At 74.4% G+C, this 17,004-nt stretch carries 14 protein-coding genes and 1 pseudogene; 7 read left to right on the top strand and 8 right to left on the bottom strand.

The annotated features are described in order from the left end of the window. Positions 1-2: 2 nt before the first annotated feature. The gene (locus tag ACFFHU_RS11030) at positions 3-1,217 is read right to left on the bottom strand and encodes an aminopeptidase (RefSeq protein WP_377337861.1); all 1,215 of its coding nucleotides are present in this window, start codon (positions 1,215-1,217) and stop codon (positions 3-5) included. A gap of 72 nt (positions 1,218-1,289) precedes the next feature. Between ACFFHU_RS11030 and ACFFHU_RS11025 the strand changes: the two genes are divergently transcribed. Next, on the top strand, positions 1,290-2,201 hold the full coding sequence (locus ACFFHU_RS11025) for an arylamine N-acetyltransferase family protein (RefSeq protein ID WP_377337859.1): 912 nt from the start codon (positions 1,290-1,292) through the stop codon (positions 2,199-2,201). A gap of 109 nt (positions 2,202-2,310) precedes the next feature. Continuing rightward, positions 2,311-3,141: a methyltransferase domain-containing protein gene (locus ACFFHU_RS11020; protein ID WP_377337857.1), complete on the top strand. Its 831-nt coding sequence runs from the start codon at positions 2,311-2,313 to the stop codon at positions 3,139-3,141. A gap of 281 nt (positions 3,142-3,422) precedes the next feature. Here the strand turns inward: ACFFHU_RS11020 and rsgA are convergent, their stop codons facing one another. Continuing rightward, positions 3,423-4,343 (bottom strand): ribosome small subunit-dependent GTPase A, encoded by a 921-nt coding sequence (rsgA, locus tag ACFFHU_RS11015; RefSeq protein ID WP_377337855.1) that lies wholly within the window; start codon positions 4,341-4,343, stop codon positions 3,423-3,425. 423 nt (positions 4,344-4,766) lie between these two features. On the opposite strand from rsgA, the gene ACFFHU_RS11010 reads away from it, so the two are divergent. Beyond that, the gene (locus ACFFHU_RS11010; RefSeq protein WP_377337853.1) at positions 4,767-5,330 is read left to right on the top strand and encodes a GNAT family N-acetyltransferase; all 564 of its coding nucleotides are present in this window, start codon (positions 4,767-4,769) and stop codon (positions 5,328-5,330) included. A gap of 10 nt (positions 5,331-5,340) precedes the next feature. Then, on the top strand, positions 5,341-6,057 hold the full coding sequence (locus tag ACFFHU_RS11005) for an alpha/beta fold hydrolase (RefSeq protein WP_377337852.1): 717 nt from the start codon (positions 5,341-5,343) through the stop codon (positions 6,055-6,057). 161 nt (positions 6,058-6,218) lie between these two features. Here ACFFHU_RS11005 and ACFFHU_RS11000 read toward each other — a convergent pair whose 3' ends face one another. Further along, on the bottom strand, positions 6,219-6,614 hold the full coding sequence (locus ACFFHU_RS11000) for a RidA family protein (protein ID WP_377337850.1): 396 nt from the start codon (positions 6,612-6,614) through the stop codon (positions 6,219-6,221). Between the two features lie 267 nt (positions 6,615-6,881). Between ACFFHU_RS11000 and ACFFHU_RS10995 the strand changes: the two genes are divergently transcribed. Beyond that, entirely contained in the window at positions 6,882-8,006 is a 1,125-nt protein-coding gene (locus tag ACFFHU_RS10995; RefSeq protein WP_377337848.1) for an FUSC family protein, read from the top strand. A gap of 61 nt (positions 8,007-8,067) precedes the next feature. On the opposite strand, the gene ACFFHU_RS10990 is transcribed toward ACFFHU_RS10995, so the two are convergent. From ACFFHU_RS10990 to ACFFHU_RS10980, 3 genes and pseudogenes are all read right to left on the bottom strand, one after another. Next, complete coding sequence (locus ACFFHU_RS10990; RefSeq protein WP_377337846.1) at positions 8,068-8,454, bottom strand: MmcQ/YjbR family DNA-binding protein; 387 nt, start codon at positions 8,452-8,454, stop codon at positions 8,068-8,070. Between the two features lie 26 nt (positions 8,455-8,480). Continuing rightward, the gene (locus ACFFHU_RS10985; protein ID WP_377337844.1) at positions 8,481-9,134 is read right to left on the bottom strand and encodes an HNH endonuclease family protein; all 654 of its coding nucleotides are present in this window, start codon (positions 9,132-9,134) and stop codon (positions 8,481-8,483) included. Positions 9,135-9,594: 460 nt separating this feature from the next. Continuing rightward, positions 9,595-11,193, bottom strand: a pseudogene (locus tag ACFFHU_RS10980) (dolichyl-phosphate-mannose--protein mannosyltransferase); the annotation flags it as partial. 210 nt (positions 11,194-11,403) lie between these two features. Here ACFFHU_RS10980 and rsmI point away from each other — a divergent pair. Further along, positions 11,404-12,276, top strand: coding sequence for a 16S rRNA (cytidine(1402)-2'-O)-methyltransferase (rsmI, locus tag ACFFHU_RS10975; RefSeq protein ID WP_377337843.1), 873 nt, complete (start codon positions 11,404-11,406; stop codon positions 12,274-12,276). A 117-nt stretch (positions 12,277-12,393) separates the two neighbouring features. Here the strand turns inward: rsmI and ACFFHU_RS10970 are convergent, their stop codons facing one another. Further along, positions 12,394-13,743 carry a hypothetical protein gene (locus ACFFHU_RS10970; RefSeq protein WP_377337841.1) on the bottom strand — a complete coding sequence of 450 codons (1,350 nt, stop codon included), beginning with the start codon at positions 13,741-13,743 and terminating at the stop codon, positions 12,394-12,396. Positions 13,744-13,893: 150 nt separating this feature from the next. On the opposite strand from ACFFHU_RS10970, the gene metG reads away from it, so the two are divergent. Next, positions 13,894-15,696, top strand: coding sequence for a methionine--tRNA ligase (metG, locus tag ACFFHU_RS10965; RefSeq protein ID WP_377337839.1), 1,803 nt, complete (start codon positions 13,894-13,896; stop codon positions 15,694-15,696). Positions 15,697-15,702: 6 nt separating this feature from the next. Here metG and ACFFHU_RS10960 read toward each other — a convergent pair whose 3' ends face one another. Then, a complete protein-coding gene (locus ACFFHU_RS10960; RefSeq protein ID WP_377337837.1) occupies positions 15,703-16,950 on the bottom strand; it encodes a hypothetical protein in 1,248 nt (415 codons plus the stop codon). Between the last annotated feature and the right edge of the window lie 54 nt (positions 16,951-17,004).

Here is a 17,004-nt window from a genome sequence, read left to right as displayed (position 1 = left end):
GGTCAGACCGGGAGCACCCACTCGTCGTCCCGGATGATGTCGACGCTCCCGCCCGGCCCGGTGCCGGTGACCGTCAGCCCCTCGCCGCCGATCACCACGTCGGTGTGCACGGTGGACCGGTTCAGGCCCAGCTCGTACCGCTGGTCGTTGCTCATGTCGAGGCCGCCGGTCACCGCGAACGGGAAGCTGAACCCCCAGGCCACGTGGCAGCCCGCGTTCTCGTCGAACAGGGTGTTGTGAAAGACGATGCCGGCCTTGGCGATCCGCGAGTCCCGATCCACCAGCGACACCTCGCCCAGGCTGCGCGCGCCCTCGTCGGTGTCCAGCTGGGCCCGGACGATGTCGGCGCCCGAGGTGGCCGTCACGTCGGTGATCCGGCCGGCGGCGAAGGCCACCTCCAGGCCCTCCACCAGCCGCCCACCCACGACCACCGGCTTGGTGAGCCGGATCCGGCCGTCGGCTTGGCGCCGGTCCGGGCTGGTGAAGACCTCCTCGGTGGGGATGTTCGGGATGTAGAACAGCCCGCCCGGGTCTTCGTCGCCGCCGCCGGTCCACCTGGTCTCCGGCAGCAGGCCGACGGTGAGATCGGTGCCGGAGCCGTGGTAGCGGACCTGCGTGAGCTTCAGCGCGTCCAGCGCCGCCGCCCGGGCGGAGAGTTCGGCGTTCCGGTCCCGCCAGCTGGCCACCGGGTCGGGCTCGTCCAGCCGCATGGCGGTGGCCACCGCGGCCCACAGCCGGTCGACGTCCGGCTCGCCGAAGATCTGGGTGGCCCAGCCGGGGTTCGGCGCGGCCACCACCGTCCAGCGCAGTTGGTTGTCGATCAGCGCCCGGTCCCGGGCGAGGGCCTCGTCCAGCGATCGGGCCGCGGCCTTGACCGGGTCGACGTCGTCGAGCAGGTGCGGATCGGGGTTCCCGGCCAGCGAGATGAAGCAGACGCCCTCCGTGCCCCACGAGTCGATTCGCTCCAGCATCCACGGCCGGCTGCGGGTCAGCTGATCCATCCCGGAGTGCAGCAGCCGGGACCGCTGGATCGGGCCGTCCGTCCATTCGATGTCCACCCAGCCGGCGCCGGCCGCGTACGCCCGGTCCACCACCGCCCGGGCGACCTCCAGATGGGCGGTGTCCGCCCGGACGACGACCCCCTGCCCGGGTTGAACGTTGACGCCGACCCGGATGACCAGGTCGGCAAACCGCTGCAGAAGGCCCGTGTCCGTCATCCGGCCAGCCTACGAAGCCGCCTGGTCGCCCGCTGCCCCGCAATTGTCGGACGGCTGCGCTAGCGTCCTCGCATGGTCACCGTGGGTCGCGCCACCGTCGGCGCCGATTGCGAGTGGCGGGTGCCGCCGCTGCCCGGCGCGTTCGTCGAGGCATACCTGGCCCGGCTCGGCCTGGATCCCGCGGCCGAGCGGGCCGCGGCGCCCTCGCCCGAGCGGTTGCGCCGGCTGCACGCCGCGCACGTGGCCGGGGCGATCTACGAGACGCTCTGGATCGCGCTCGGCGAGCCGCTCGGGATCGACCCGGTCGAGTCGGCCCGGCGGGTCGCCCGCGGCCGCGGCGGCTACTGCTATCACCTCAACGGCGCCTTCTCGGCGCTGCTCACCTCGCTCGGCTACGACGTGCGCTGGCATCGCGGCGGCGTGCAGGGTCGCGCCGCCCCCGTCCCGCCCGGCGACGACGGCAACCACCTGGCGCTCACGGCCCGGCTCGACGGGCGGACCTGGTGGCTGGACGTGGGCCTCGGCGACGGCCCGCTGGATCCCGTGCCGCTCGCCGACGCCCGCTTCGGCCCGGGGTTCCGGCTGCGCCGCTCGGACGTCGTACCGGACGGTTGGCGGCTGGACCACGAGCCGGCCGGCAGCTTCGCGGGGATGGACTTCTCGCTCGGCCCGACCGAGCCGGCGGCCCTGCTGCCCCGGCACGTCGAGCTGTCCACCTCGCCCGACTCCGGGTTCGTCCGGGTGGTCACGGCCCAGCACCGCACGGCCGCCGGGACACGGGCGCTGCGCGGCTGCGTGCTCAGCGAGCGGTCGCCCGCCGGCGCCGCGTCGGTCCGGGACATCGACGGGTACGCCGACTGGCGCGCCCTGCTCACCGACGGCTTCGGCCTGGTCCTCGACGACGTACCGGAGGAGCGGTTGGCGGCGCTGTGGCGGCGGGTACGCGCCGACCACGAGCGGTGGGACCGGGCCGGTCGCCCCTGATCCCCTCCCGATCCCGTGTGCCGTTCTGCCTGTACGCCTGAACTGTCGGATGGCCACCGGTGGCGGGTATCCGACCGGGCCGGGCGGCCGGACGGCGGACCATGGCGGGATGGTGCAGCAGCAGCCGAACCGACCGACGCCGTTCCGGGAGATCGACCGGACGCCGCCGGAGATGGCCGCGCTCATCCTCGCGGCGCTCGACTCGATGGCGCGCAATCCCGAGATCCAGCGGGTCCGCGCGGTGGCGTTGGACGCGCTGCGTCCGGTGCCGGGGCAGCGGCTCCTGGACGCCGGCGCCGGCCTGGGGGAGGTGGCCCGCGGGCTGGCCGCCGCCGTGGCACCGGGCGGCGAGGTGGTGGCGCTGGACTTCTCGGCGGCCGCCGTCTCGGCCGCGGCCGGCCGGCACGACGGCAGCGCCGTCCGCTACCTGACCGGCGACGTCACGGGGCTGGCCTTCCCGGACGCCGCCTTCGACGGGGTGCGCTGTGAGCGGGTGCTGCAACACCTGACCGAGCCGGACCGGGCGGTGGCCGAGCTGACCCGGGTCACCCGGGCCGGCGGCCGGGTGTGCCTGATCGACACCGACTGGGAGTCGGCGGCCCTCGACGGGCTGCCGGCCGACCTGGTGACCGCCGTCCGGACGCACCTGCTGGCGCGGACGTTCGAGCACCGCGCCGACATGGGTCGCACGCTGCGCCGGCGACTGGTGGGTGCCGGCCTGGCCGACGTCACGGCGGTGCCGGTGACCTGCTGCTTCCTCGACCCGGCGGCGGCCGCCGACGTGCTCGTGATGGTCAACCCCCGGGTGCCGTGGGAGGCCGGCTTCCTGCCCGAGGAGCTGTACGAACCGTGGTTCGCGGCGATCGAGGACGCGGGCCGGCGCGGTGAGTTCCTGGCCGCCCTGACCATCTGGGTAGCCGCCGGCACCCGCCCGGGTTGACCCGTCCGCCGGCGCGCGCGGTCCAGCTGTCGCGCCCGGCGACGCCGCCGCCCCCGTCCGCGCGGGCGCTGCGCACGTCCGTCCGCGCGGGCGCTGCGCACGTCCGTCCGCGCGGGCGCTGCGCACGTCCGTCCGCGCGGGCGCTGCGCACGTCCGTCCGGCTGTCGCGCCCGGTGCCCTAAGACGGCCGCCTCACGTATACGTCAGCCACCCCAGCAAGCTGCGGTGAGGTGGCTGACGTATACGTCGACGGGCGACGGGCGGCGGGCTGAGGGCTGCGATCAGGGGCGGGCCGGGTTGGAGTTGCGGGCGATCTTCGCCCACCGCTTGCGCGCCTCGGACTGGGCCCGGGCGTCGAAGCGGCGGGCCTGGTACGCCAGTTCCCGCTGCAGCTTGCGGTGCCGCTCCAGTCGGCCGGCGTCGAGTTCGCCGCCCTCGATGGCCGCCCGCACCGCGCAGCCCGGCTCGGTTTCGTGGCCGCAGTCCGTGAACCGGCACGCGGCCGCGAGCTCGGTGATGTCCGAGAACGCCGCGTCGACGCCGTCGGCCGCGTCGGTGAGGCCCACCGCGCGCAGCCCCGGCGTGTCGATCAGGCACCCGCCGCCCGGGATCTCGACGAGTTCCCGCCAGGCCGTGGTGTGCCGCCCCTTGCCGTCCTGCCGGACCTCCCCGGTGGCCAGGGCCGCGCCCCCGATCAGGGCGTTGATCAGGCTGGACTTGCCGGCGCCGCTGGCCCCCACGGTGACCAGCGTGCGGTCCGGAGCGATCGCCGCGAGCACCGGTTCGACGGTGGCCGGGTCGGTCACGGTGACCGGCACGACCTCCACGCCCGGGGCGCTGGCCGCGAACTGGCTGAGCGCCGGACCGACGTCATCGGCTGGGCACAGGTCGGACTTGGTGGCCACCAGCAGCGGCTGGGCGCCCGAGGACCAGGCGAGGGCGAGCAGCCGCTCCACCCGGCCGAGCCGGGCGTCGCGCTCCAGCGGCGCGCAGACGGCCACCACGTCCACGTTGGCGGCGAGCACCTGCTCGACCGCCTGGCCGCCGACGCCGAGCCGGCGGATCTCGGTGCTGCGCGGCCGGATGCCGGACACCTGCCCGGCGCCGTCGAGCAGCGCCCAGTCGCCCACGGCCACCGCGACCGTGGTGGGCACGGTCCGTGGACCGTCCGGGGTGGCGATCACGCAGGACTTCCGCTCCACGCGTACGACGCGGTGAGCGGTCGGAAATGCAGAAGACAAGACGAACTCCGATGAGTCGGGCCGCCCTGGAAGAAGGTTTGGTCAGCGGGCGGCGGAACGAGGGCAGGGGGCAGCGCCAATCCAGGTCATCGGCGGCTCACCTCCTCGTTCGTCCCGTCATCGGACCTATGCCGGACACCGTAACGGTTGCTCGGCGCGCGGCACAGCGAATTTCCTCGTGCCCCGGCCGGGCCGCCCCGCGTCGGCCCGACCCGGGCACGGGTCACCCCTCGTTCAAGGTGTGGACCGTCCCGGGCGGCCGGAATCATCGGTGGGTTGGGGAAAACTTCCGGTCTCCCGGGCGTACCGTCGGCGGCCGCGCGGGCGGGCTGGCCCGCGCGAAACCGCCGGGTCCGCCCGAGCCGGATCCCGTACGCTCCGGGCGTGTTCACCCCGATCCGCACGGCCCGGCTCGTCCTCCGCCCGGTCACCATGGCGGACCTCGACGACGTGTACGCGTACCAGCGCCGCCCCGACGTGTGCCGGTGGATGCTCGGCAACGAGCCGCGCACCCTCGCCGAGTCGCGGGAGTCGGTGAGCCTGATGACCAGGGAGGACGGGCTGCGCGCCGAGGGCGACGTGCTGACCCTGAGCGCCGAGACCGGCGGCCGGGTGGCCGGCACCGTCGAGCTGGTCTGGCGAAGCGAGACCGATCGCGACGCGGAGATCGGGTTCGTGTTCAACCCGGAGTTCGCCGGCCGCGGCCTGGCCACCGAGGCGGTGACCGCGCTGCTGCGGTGGGGCTTCGAGGAGTTCGGCCTGCACCGGGTGCACGGCCGGTGCCACGCCGGCAACGAGGCGTCGGCCCGGCTGATGGCCCGGGTCGGGATGCGGTGCGAGGCGCGACACGTGGAGAGCTACCTGTTCCGCGGACAGTGGGCCGACCGGCTCGTGTTCGCCCTGCTGAACCGGGAATGGCGGTCAGCAGCCAGGGGGGCCGAGGGCTAGGCTCGCGTCCATGGTGGAGCGGAACGCGATCGTCCTACCCGGCGGTCGCTACGGGCCGTACGCGCCGCTGCTGACGTACGCGGCCACGGCCGCCGAGCGGCGTGGCGCCCACATCCATCCGGTCACCTGGGGCGGCGACGGCTGGGACCCGAACGGCCCGCCGCCGAACGCGCCGAAAATCCCGCTGGCCGACCGGATGCCCTGGCTGCACAGGCAGGTGACGCCGGTGCTGGACAGGCTGGCCGCGCACCGGCCAGCGGCGCACGGGGTGGCCGCGGATGGTCCGGCGGCGGATGGCCCGGCGGCGGACGGGCCGACGGCGGATGGTTCGGCGGCGGATGGTTCGGCGGTGGGCGGGCCGACGGCGGACGGTCCATCGGCGGTCGGCCGGCGGCCGCTGCTGATCGGCAAGTCGCTCGGCACCCTGGCCGCGCCGCTGGCCGCCGAGCGCGGGTTGCCGGCGGTCTGGCTCACCCCTCTGCTGCGGGTCGGGCCGGTGGTCGAGGCGTTGCGCCGGGCCACCGCCCCGATGCTGCTGGTGGGCGGCACGGCCGACCATACGCACTGGGACGGGGCGCTGGCCCGCACGCTGTCGTCACACGTGCTGGAGATCCCGGACGCCGACCACGGATTGCTGGTCCCCGGCCCGCTCGCCCGGTCCGCCGCGGTGCTCGGCCAGGTTGCCGCCGCCGTCGAGGAGTTCCTCGACGACGTGGTCTGGCCCTGACCCTTCCACCGCAACGCCGGCCGCATCGGTCGTCCTACCGCGCAGCGCCGGCCGCACCGGTCGCCCTACCGGGCCGCGACGGCGGGACCGGTCGCGGCAGCGGGTGGCGGCGGCCTCGTACCTGGCGGCGGGTGGCGGCGGGCCCGGACGCGACCGTCGCGCTACCCGGCGACGGCGGCCACGGCCTCGATCTCGATCAGCAGGTCGGGCCGGAACAGGCCGGCGACCCGGACCAGCGAGCTGGTCGGCGGGTTCGCGGTGTCGATGAACTCGTCCCGGACCGCACGCACGGTGCCGAGTTCCGCGGTGTCCACCACGTAGATGGTCAGCTTGACCACATCGGACCAGCCGGCGCCGCCGGCGGCCAACGCCGCGCCGACGTTCTGCAGCACCAGCCGGGTTTGCGCCTCCCATCCGTCCGGGGGCGAAGTCCCGTCGGGGCCCAGGGCCACCTGCCCCGAGGTCCAGACCAGCCGGCTGCCGGCCGGGATGCCGACCACGTGGCTGTAGCCGTTGGTCGGCGGCATGCTGTCCGGGTTCGCGAATTCTGGCTGCACGCTTCTCCTGTCCGGTGAGACTCGAGCGGACGGTGGGCTCGGGCGGACGGTGGGCTCGGGCGGACGGTGAGGGACGGGCGGACGGTGGGCTCGGGCGGACGGTGAGGGCTCGGGCGGACGGTGGGGGACGGGCGGGTGAAACCGCCGTACCCGGATCTCCTGATCGACGGACGCCTCGGTGGCGATCTTCGCAGGCTACCGTCGGCTCGTCGTTAGGTTGCAGAGCAGGCGGGGTAGACCTTCGTGGCGCGGACGCTGGGAGGCGGCATGGTCGGGATGGGGTGGCTGCGCCGCGGCGCGGGTCGGCTGCGCCAGGGGTGGCTCCCGATCGCCGAGGCCACCCTCGCGGCCACCGCCGCCTGGGTGGTGGACACCCGGCTGATCGGGCATCCGCAGCCGTTCTTCGCCCCGGCCGCCGCGCTGATCGTGCTGGGTCAGACCCGCGGCCAGCGGATGCGCCGAGCCGTCGAGGTGGTGCTCGGGGTGGCCGCCGGGGTCCTGGTGGCCGACCTGGTGATCGAGGCCCTCGGTCCGCGCGGCACCTGGACGATCTTCACGGTGATCCTGCTGACGCTCGGCCTGGCCGTGGCCGTCGGCGCCAGCACGGTGACCGTGGTGCAGGCGGCCGTGTCCGCGCTCTATCTCGTGGTGATCAGCCCGACGACGACCAGCCTGGTGCCATTCCGATTCGTGGACGCCCTGGTCGGCGGCGGGGTGGCCATCCTGGTCAGCCAGCTCATCTCGGCCCGGCAACCGCTCGCCCCGCTGGTGGCCCAGGCCCGGGAACTCTTCGGCGAGCTGTGCACGCTGGTCGAGGAGATCGCGGACGCGCTCGAGCGGCACAACGAGCCGGCCGCCCGGGAGGCGTTGACCCGGGCCCGCGGGATGGATGCCACGGTCGACCGGCTGGAGACCGAGGTCACGGCCGCGGGCGAGGCGCTGAGCCTGCACATCCGCCGGCGCCGGGACCTGCACCGGGTGCATGCCGTGGACGCGTCGACCCGGCAGGTCGACTACGCCGTACGGAATGTCCGGGTGCTGGCCCGGGCGGCCGTGACGCTGACCCGGCTGCCCGCCGGGGTGCCGGCCGACCTGATCGTCGCGCTGCGCTCGCTGGCCACTGCCGTGCGGGCCGCGGGGGAGGCGCTGGCCGCCGACCTGAGCATGGACGACGCCACCGCGGATCGGCGGGCCGACGAGGCCGAACGGGCCGCGCTGGAGGCGGTACGGCTGGCCGGCGGGCTGTTCTCGACCGGCCCGCCGCTACCGCTCATCATGATCATCGGCCAGGTCCGGGCCACCGCCATCGACCTGTTGCGCGGCGTGGGCGGCGGTGACGACGCGGAGGTGCTCGGCCGGGTCGACGCCGCCCTCGGGCTCCCCCCGGTCTGAAGGAAGGGCCCCTTGTTATCGCTTTCCGGATAGGAAGGGCCCCCCGTTAACGCCGATCGCGTTAGCGCCGATCACGCCCGTCGACGACGTCGTCGTCCAGGAGCGCCGCCAGCCGCCTGGGCGCCACCACCCGGTACGCGTCCGTGCACAGCTCGGTGATCTCGGACCAGTCCACCCGGCCGTCCAGCCGTACGCCGAGCCAGCCGCGCCCGCCCACGTAGGGCGGCCGGAAGAACCGCTCCGGATCCTCGGCCACCAGCTCCTGCTGCGCGCCCGCCGGCGCGGCGCACCACAGGTGCGGGAACCGGCTTTCGTGGTGCCCGGTCACGTGCAGGGTGACGAAGGTCGTCTTTCCGCGGACGAACCAGGTGGGCGAGCCGTGGCTGAGCCGCTCGGTCACCTCGGGCAGGGCGAGGCAGATGGCGCGTACCCGGTCCAGCAGTTCCATCGCCCCGCCCGAGAAGATCCGACGTCTCAGTACGCGTAGGTTACCGAGATCGTCACGTTCGAGCACGAGCTGGCGTAGCTGGTCAACGCGCTCTTCTCCGCGCTGTCGACGGTCAGCCGCCAGCGGGTCTTCACCGCCGCCCACTCGCCGACGTACCGGCACCGCTCGTACGTGGGCATCCAGGTGGCGGGGTCCTGGTCGCCCTTCGCCTGGTTGACGTTGTCGGTCACCGCCACCAGCGTCCGGGAGTCGCCCAGGTCGTTGGCGTACGACTGGCGTCGGCTGGTGGTCCAGCCGCGGGCGCCGGAGTCCCACGCCTCGGCCAGCGGGACGAGATGGTCGATGTCCAGGTCCGAGGTGCTGGTCCAGTACGCCGCGTCGTAGTACGAGTACCACCGACCGTTGCTGAGCGAGCAGCCCGACCCGATGGTGGGGGTCCGGACCGCCTCGGCGATGAGGACCTCGTACCGGGTGTTGCAGCCGTCGCCGTCGGCGTCGATCCAGAGCGGGAAGAGGGTCCGGTCGTAGCCGGTGCGGACCTCGGTGGCCACCGGCAGGTTGGCGATCATCGTGCGCAGTGGTTGCGAGGTGCTGGCCGCCGCGGCGGGGCCGACCAGGCCGAGGGTAGCGGCCGTGACGCTGGCCAACAGGGTGGCGGCCCAGCGCAGGATGCGGCTCATGCTGACTCCATCCGATCGGGGATGTTCGGTAGAGACAGTCAGCACTATGAATGTGTTGGCTGGCAAGCATTCAGGATGAACGATTGCAGAACGGCTCTCTCAACCGGTCCGGCCGGCGTAGCGCCGGGTCGCGGACGGTTGGAGAACGTTTACCCAGCGTTCGCTCGACGATCGTCGGAAATCTGACCGTGGTCGCCCCGTTGTCAGAGGCAACTGCTGTGGTTAAGCTTGGTCTGCGCGCCCCAATCGCCCGCTTCCCCCGTGGCAGGCGATCGGGGCGCGCACCTATTTGTGGCCCGATCGCGTTGGGGCCCGATCGCTCCGGCCGACCGTCCTCGGGACGGAGCCGACCGTCCTCGGGACGGAGCCGACGAAGCCCGCACGCCCGTCCCCGGGACGGGAGCGCAGAAGTCCGCGAGCCGTCCGGGTGAGGCTTCCGCCAGGTCGGCGGCGGGCGGGATCAGATCCAGCGCCCGCCAAGCCACATCCGGGCCGACCACTCGGCGTAGGTGATCACTCTGCCGACGAAGATCGGATAGAAGTACGCGAAGCAGATCGCGACCGCCAGCACGTACACGCCGGCCACCACGGCGCCCACCATCCGCCGGTCCGCCCCGTCGCCGGCGTCCGCCACCTCGCCGGCGGCGGCCTGGCCGGCGGCGGCCTGGTCGGCGACGGCCTGGCCGGCGACGGTCAGCGGGGCCCGGGCCGGGCTCATGATGGCGCCGAGCACGTACACCACGGCCAGCACCAGGAAGGGCTGCGCCGGGGCCGCGTAGAAGAAGAACATCGTGCGGTTGTCGAAGGCGTACCAGAACCAGGGCAGGATCCCGGCGCCGACGCACAGCAGCAGCGCGCCGGCCCGCCAGTCCCGGCGGGCGATCCCCAGCCATGCCGTGCCGACCAGGGCGGGCAGGAACGACCACCACAGGATCGGCGTGCCGAGCAGCAGCACCTCGGAAGCGCAGCTCGCCGCGCCGCACGGCCCGGTCCCGGACCAGTAGAAGGCCACCGGGCGGCCCAGCAGCAGCCACTGCCATGGCCAGGACTGGTACTTGTGCGGCTTGTCGAGCGTGGTGTGGAACTTGAACGCCTCCACGTGGTAGTGCCACAGGTTGCGCAGGGCGCCGATCACCGGCGGCTCCGGCTGCCCGTTGTCCCGCAGGAAGTGCCGGAAGTAGCCGCCGTCGCTGAGCAGCCAGCCGGACCAGGTGGCCAGGTAGGTGGCCACCACCAACACGCCGCACAGCGCCAGCCAGCCGGTCTCGTCGAGCAGCGTGTTGAGCCACGGCCGGGGTACGCCCGCCGACCGGCGCGCGCCCACCTCCCAGAGCACGACCAGGATGACGAAGGCCACCACGAAGTAGAGCCCGCTCCACTTCACCGCGAGCGAGCAGCCGAGCAGCACCGCCGCGACCAGCCGCCACCACGGCACCCCGTGCGGCAGCCGGGTCGGGTCGACCCCGGCCTCCAGGGCCCGCAGCCAGCGCTCCCGCCGGGCGTCCCGATCCAGGACCAGGGCGCCGAACGAGGCCAGCACGAAGAACAGCAGGAAGACGTCCAGCAGGGCGGTACGCGACAGCACCAGGTGGAAGCCGTCCAGCGCGGTCAGCAGCCCGGCCGCGCAGCCGAGCACGGTCGACCGGAACATCCGGCGGCCGATCCGGACCACCAGCAACACCGACAGGGTGCCGATGATCGCTGCCGAGATCCGCCAGCCGAACTCGGGCGCCGTGGTGGTGAGGTGCCCGGCCACCGTGATGTGCTGCTCGGGGTCGGCGTACCCGAACGCCCACTCGCCGAGCGCGATCAGCCACTTGCCCAGCGGGGGATGGACCACGTACGAGGGGGTGTTCGTCTCGTAGTTCCACTCGGCGCCCTTGTTGAGCAGGCCCCAGGAGTCGCGGGCGTAGTAGATCTCATCGAAGATCTTGCCCGGTGGGTGGCTGAGCCCCACCAGCCGCAGGATGGCCGCGATCCCGACCACCACGGCCGTGGCCGGCCAGGCCCAGGGGTCGAGCCGCCCGTCCAGGGGCGCCAGCCGGCGCCGGGCGGCCGCGAGCACGCCGACCGGGCGGCCGGCGCCGGGGTCCGTGGGTGGATCGGTGGCCGGGTCGCCGGCATCCCCGCTGGTCAGGGCGTTGTCCGGGTCCTTGGTCTGCGCTGTCGACGCCGAGGTCACCCCGCGATCGTAGGCTGCCGGGGTGGGAAACGGTGGCTCCCGCCACCGCCTGCCCGCGATCTGGACCGAGAATCGAGGAGTTGCCGAGTGCCGGAACGAACCGAGGGCGGCCGGCTGGTGCTGGTGGGCGCCCCGCTCGGCAATCCCGCCGATGCCTCCGCCCGGTTCCGCGCGGAGTTGGCCGCCGCGGACGTGGTGGCCGCCGAGGACACCCGCCGGTTGGCCCGGCTCGCCCGGGACCTCGACGTGGCGATCACCGGCCGGGTGGTCTCGTACTTCGAGGGCAACGAGGAACGCCGTACGCCGGAACTGGTCGCGGCGATGGCCGGCGGAGCCACCGTCGCGGTGGTCACCGACGGCGGCATGCCGAGCGTCTCCGACCCGGGCTACCGGCTGGTGCGCGGCGCGCTCGAAGCGGGTGTTCCGGTCAGCGCGGCGCCCGGCCCGAGCGCGGTCACCACGGCGCTGGCGGTGTCCGGGCTGCCCTGCGACCGGTTCTGCTTCGAGGGCTTCCTGCCCCGGTCCGGCGGCGCCCGCCGGAGCCGGCTGCGGGCCCTGGCCGGTGAGGAACGGACGCTGGTCTTCTTCGAGGCCCCGCACCGGATCGCCGGGGCGCTCACCGACCTCGCCGAGGCGTTCGGCGCCGACCGGCCGGCCGCGCTGTGCCGCGAGCTGACCAAGACGTACGAGGAGGTGCTGCGTCGACCGCTCGGCGAGCTGGCCGAGTGGGCCGCGGCCGGGAGCGCGCGTGGGGAGATCACGCTGGTGGTGGCCGGCGCGCCGGCGGGCCCGGCGGTCCGGCCGGACGACGCCGCGCTGCGGGAGGCGGTGGCCGCGCTGGAGGCCGCGGGCGCCTCCCGCCGCGACGCCATCGCGGCCGTGGCGGTCGAGTACGGGCTGCGCCGCCGCGACGTGTACGGCGTGGTGCACGCGCCCGGGCCGCTGACGCCGGACCGCTGACCCCCTGACCGCGGCATCCTGACCGCGGCATCTGGACCACGGCGTCCTTACCGCGGCGTCCTGACGGCTGGCGTCCGGACCGCTGGCGTCCCTACCGCTCGCGCCCCGGCTGGTGGCTCAGAAGGCGACCGTCAGGAAGCCGGCCACCAGCAGCACGGGGACGGCCAACGCCGCCAGGGTGGCGCCGCGCCGACCGCGCGGCTCCGGCAGCCGCCGCGCGCCGGTCGCCCAGACGATGCCCGGTCCGCAGCCCAGCGCCGCCACCAGGCCGAGCAGCCAGCGCAGGTGCCGGGCCGCGAGGCCGGTTTCCGCGTACGCCTTGCCGGCGTCGGCGTTCACCATCCGGGCGCCGACCCGGGCGCCCGGGGCGCGTGCCTGGGGGGCGACCCCGACCAGTGGGACCGGTGGGCTGGTCCAGCCGGACGCGGCGCTGAACCGGCCCAGACAGTCCAGCCGGAGGCCCGAGCCGGAGCAGGAGGAGACGATCGCCACCCCGCGTTCCCCGTGCCCGGCGGCGAGCCACAGCGGGCCGGCGCTCACCCGGGCGAAGAAGCTCGCGGCCAGCGCGAACAGCACCAGCCCGGCAAGCCCGGCCAGCGGGTGGCGGGGCGGTGGGGGCGGCCGGTTCGTCCGCTCGGCGGCCGCGCGGGCGGCACGCCACCGGCTCAACCAGGTTTCCCGCTCGCGCTTGATCGGCCGGCCGTCCCAGTGCACCTCCTCGATGGGCAACCAGAAGGCCGGCTCGTCCACGCCCTCGACCGGGGCGGCCCGGTCCGGCGGCGCGGCGGGCCCGTCGGTCGGGGCGGCCGGCCTGCTGTCGCGGGTCTGGCGGACGGGCGCGCGCTGTGGCAGCGCCCCGAACGGGGCGCCGGTGGTCGGCTCGATCCCGGGCGCCGGCTCATCCGCGGGCTCCGGTTCCACCGTGCCGCTGGCCTCGGCCCGGCTGTCGGCGTCGGCCGCCGGCTCGGGTTCGTCCTCGGCCCGGGTGTCGGCGTCGGCCGCCGGTTCGGGGTCGTCCTCGGCGCGGGTGTCGGCGCCGGCCGTCGGCTCGTATTCGTCCTCGGCCCGGGTGTCGAGGCCGGCCGCCGACCCGCGCCGCTGAGGTGGCACGGCGGTCTCGTCCGGGGCCGCGGTGGTCTCGTCCCGGGCCGCGCCGGGCTCGGCCGTCCGCGTGGCGGTCTCGTCGGCGTCGGCCGGCGGCGCGCCCGGTTGGACCGGGACCGTGGCCCGGCCGGCAGTCGCGTCCGGCGGTGTGGCGGTCTCGTCGGCGTCGGCCGGCGGCGCGCCCGGTTGGACCGGCACCGTGGCCCGACCGGCGGTCGGGCCCGGCGGCGCCGCGATGGTGGTGGCCCGGGAACCGGCCGGCGCGGGCGCCGTGCCGCGGGCGGTCTCGCCGTCCCGCGGCGGGGCGATCCGGATTCCGGCCCGGTTTTCGGCAGCCTCCGGCGGTGCTGGCTCTCCAGTCACGCCGTCATTGGACAACGCGTCACCGATCGAAACCAATAGGTGACTCGGCGTGTCGGCGGAGCAGAATTGCCGGATCGGTCCCCGGCCGCCGGGCCGCGGCCGGGGCGTTGGTTCGCGGCGCCCGCGCCGGGGTCACTAGGCTTGACTGTCATGAGTCACGTTCTCGCGGCGGTCGCCTGGCCGTACGCCAACGGCCCGCGGCACATCGGCCACGTTTCCGGCTTCGGCGTGCCCTCGGACGTGTTCAGCCGCTACATGCGGATGACGGGCCACGACGTGCTCATGGTTTCCGGTACGGACGAGCACGGCACCCCGATCCAGGTGCAGGCGGACTCCGAGGGGGTCACGGCGCGCGAGCTGGCCGACCGGTACAACAGGGTCATCGTGGCCGACCTGCACGGCCTGGGCCTCTCGTACGACCTGTTCACCCGCACCACCACCCGCAACCACTACGCGGTGGTGCAGGAGGTCTTCGAAGGGCTGCACCGCAACGGCTACATCGTGCCCCGGGTGACCATGGGGGCGATCTCGCCGTCCACCGGCCGGACCCTGCCGGACCGCTACATCGAGGGCACCTGCCCGATCTGCGGCTACGACAGCGCCCGCGGCGACCAGTGCGACAACTGCGGCAACCAGCTCGACCCGGTCGACCTGATCAACCCCCGCTCCCGGATCAACGGCGAGACGCCCAACTTCGTGGAGACCGAGCACTTCTTCCTCGACCTGCCGGCCCTGGCCGGCGCGCTCGGGCGCTGGCTGGACAGCCGGGAGGGCTGGCGGCCCAACGTGCTGCGGTTCTCCCGGAACCTGCTGGACGACCTGCAGCCGCGGGCCATCACCCGCGACCTTGACTGGGGCGTGCCGATCCCGCTGGAGGGCTGGCAGGACCGCACCGACAAGCGCATCTACGTCTGGTTCGACGCGGTGATCGGCTACCTCTCCGCGTCCATCGAGTGGGCCCGGCGCAGTGGCGACCCGGAGGCGTGGCGCCGGTGGTGGTCCGCCGACGGCGCCGGCAAGGATGCCAGCGGCTTCTACTTCATGGGCAAGGACAACATCGTCTTCCACTCGGTGATCTGGCCGGCCCTGCTGCTGGGCTACTCGGGCGAGGGTGACCGGGACGGCGAGCCGGGCAGCTACGGCCGGCTCAACCTGCCCACCGAGGTGGTGTCCAGCGAGTTCCTCACCATGGAGGGCCGCAAGTTTTCCTCCTCCCGCCAGGTGGTCATCTTCGTCCGCGACTTCCTGGAGCGGTACGACGCCGACGCGCTGCGCTACTTCATCGCGGTGGCCGGTCCGGAGAGCCAGGACACCGACTTCACCTGGGCCGAGTTCCTCCGCCGCAACAACGACGAGCTGGTGGCCGGTTGGGGCAACCTGGTCAACCGGTCCATCTCGATGGCCGCCAAGAACTTCGGCGCCATCCCGCCGGTCGACCCGGCCGGGCTCACCGAGGCGGACGAGGCGTTGCTGGCCAGCGTGCGGGCCGGCTTCGACACGGTGGGCGGGCTGATCGGCCGGCACCGGCAGAAGCAGGCCATCGGCGAGGCCATGCGGGTGGTGGCCGAGGCCAACAAATACCTCTCCGAGCAGGCGCCCTGGAAGCTCAAGGCCGAGGCCGAAAAGCCGCGGATGGGCACCATCCTGCACGTCGCGCTGCAGGCCGTGAGCGACGCCAACATCCTGCTCACCCCGTTCCTGCCGCACTCGGCTCAGAAGATCCACGAGCTGCTGGGCGGCACCGGCGTACACGCCCCGATGCCGTCCATCGTGACGGTCGAGGACCTGGACGGCGGTCCGGCGTACCCGGTGTTGACCGGGGACTACACGGTCGGGGCGCGCTGGGAGTCCACGCCCATCGAGGCCGGCCGGCCGCTGGCCGCGCCGAAGCCGGTGTTCCGCAAGCTGGACCCGTCGATCGTCGAGGAGGAGCTGGCCCGGCTGGGCGGCTGACCCGGCTCAACCCTCCGGGTAGTCGAGGTCCACGGTCCGGTCGTCGGTGATCTCGGCGGCCGGCGCCCACGCCTCGTACACGCCGCGCTCGTAACACTGCGCGCCGAGCGCCGGCACGCTGTCGGGGTCCGGCCGGCACAACCGCACCCGTACCCAGCTGGCGTCGGAGTGCAGCGCCACGCAGCGGGCGCCGCGCCAGGTGACGAACCGGGCCCGCCGGCGTACCCGCTCGATCGGGAACCGGGCCGCGCGGGTCATCGACAGCGCCCGGAACCCGCCCGGCAGGTCCGCCACCGCCTCGTACTCCTCGCCCTCGCGCTCGCCGACCAGCCGGGTCGACGGCGCGGCGCCCACCGGCAGGTACTCCTGGTCCGGCGAGATGCCGGGCACCGGAGCCAGCAGGTGCCGCCAGCGCGGTCCGGCCATCCGCAGCCACCCCCGCTGCTCCGGACGGAACGTGTAGAGCACGATCTCCTCGCCGGACGCCGGGTAGGCGATCAGCGCCGCGTTGGCCGGCATGGGCAGGTCGGCCAGGTCCCGGGTGACGAACTCGGGAAGGAGCTGCCGGCCGCTCGGCGTGAAGCCGGTGCCGAGCACCGCCGGACCCACCCGGTCGTGCGGCGGCATGACCACCAGCCCCGGGTACGCGTCGGCGGTCGGGAACTCGTAGTCGGCGGCGTCGATGGCCCGCCAGCGCAGCGCGTACGAGACGTCCGGGTCGCCCCGGCCCGGCTCCGGGTCGGTCCGCAGCACCGCGAGGTCGGTGGGCGTCCGCAGGTGCGCGATGTCGTACTCGCGGTAGCAGAAGCCGTACGGCTGCCAGCCGTGCAGGAAGCCGGCCAGCTGGCGGGCGGACAGCACCTTGACCATCGGGGTGCCCCGGCGGATCACCGCCGAACTGCGCACGGCGTGCAGCGCCGGGTCGGCCGACGCGGCCGGCCGCTGGCTGAGCTGGTGCAGGTCGGCCCAGCTCCGTCGGCGGCTCACCGGCGCCAGCAGCGGCGCGTCCAGATCCGGCCCGCCGCCGGGCCCGCCGACCGTGTCCACGTCGGCGACGTGGACGAAGCGGTGCCAGGGCAGCCGCGCGTCCGGCCGGCGGACCGGCTCGAACCCGGCGGCCGGCTCGGCGCTGAAGATCTCGTACGCCGCACCCCGGGCGAGCTCCTGGGCGGGGTAGGCGGCGCCGTCCAGGGACACCCAGAGTTCGCCCCCGGCGGCTGGAAGCTGCTGCGGCGGCTGCGGGCTGAGGCTCACAGCCGCACGCTAGGTGCGCCGGGTGAACATCACGTTGCCCGAAGGTTCCGCGCG

The organism is Plantactinospora siamensis, from assembly GCF_042434095.1.
Lineage (GTDB): Bacteria > Actinomycetota > Actinomycetes > Mycobacteriales > Micromonosporaceae > KBS50.
The sequence above is the reverse complement of the archived record's forward strand: the minus strand, read 5'-3'. Positions and strand labels throughout refer to the sequence as shown.

Coding starts and splice junctions, on each gene's coding strand:
- ACFFHU_RS11020 (WP_377337857.1), top strand. CDS start 2,311: ATGGTGCAGCAGCAGCCGAACCGACCGACGCCGTTCCGGGAGATCGAC.
- ACFFHU_RS11030 (WP_377337861.1), bottom strand. CDS start 1,217: ATGACGGACACGGGCCTTCTGCAGCGGTTTGCCGACCTGGTCATCCGG.
- ACFFHU_RS10995 (WP_377337848.1), top strand. CDS start 6,882: ATGGTCGGGATGGGGTGGCTGCGCCGCGGCGCGGGTCGGCTGCGCCAG.
- ACFFHU_RS10990 (WP_377337846.1), bottom strand. CDS start 8,454: ATGGAACTGCTGGACCGGGTACGCGCCATCTGCCTCGCCCTGCCCGAG.
- ACFFHU_RS11005 (WP_377337852.1), top strand. CDS start 5,341: ATGGTGGAGCGGAACGCGATCGTCCTACCCGGCGGTCGCTACGGGCCG.
- metG (WP_377337839.1), top strand. CDS start 13,894: ATGAGTCACGTTCTCGCGGCGGTCGCCTGGCCGTACGCCAACGGCCCG.
- ACFFHU_RS11025 (WP_377337859.1), top strand. CDS start 1,290: ATGGTCACCGTGGGTCGCGCCACCGTCGGCGCCGATTGCGAGTGGCGG.
- ACFFHU_RS10985 (WP_377337844.1), bottom strand. CDS start 9,134: ATGAGCCGCATCCTGCGCTGGGCCGCCACCCTGTTGGCCAGCGTCACG.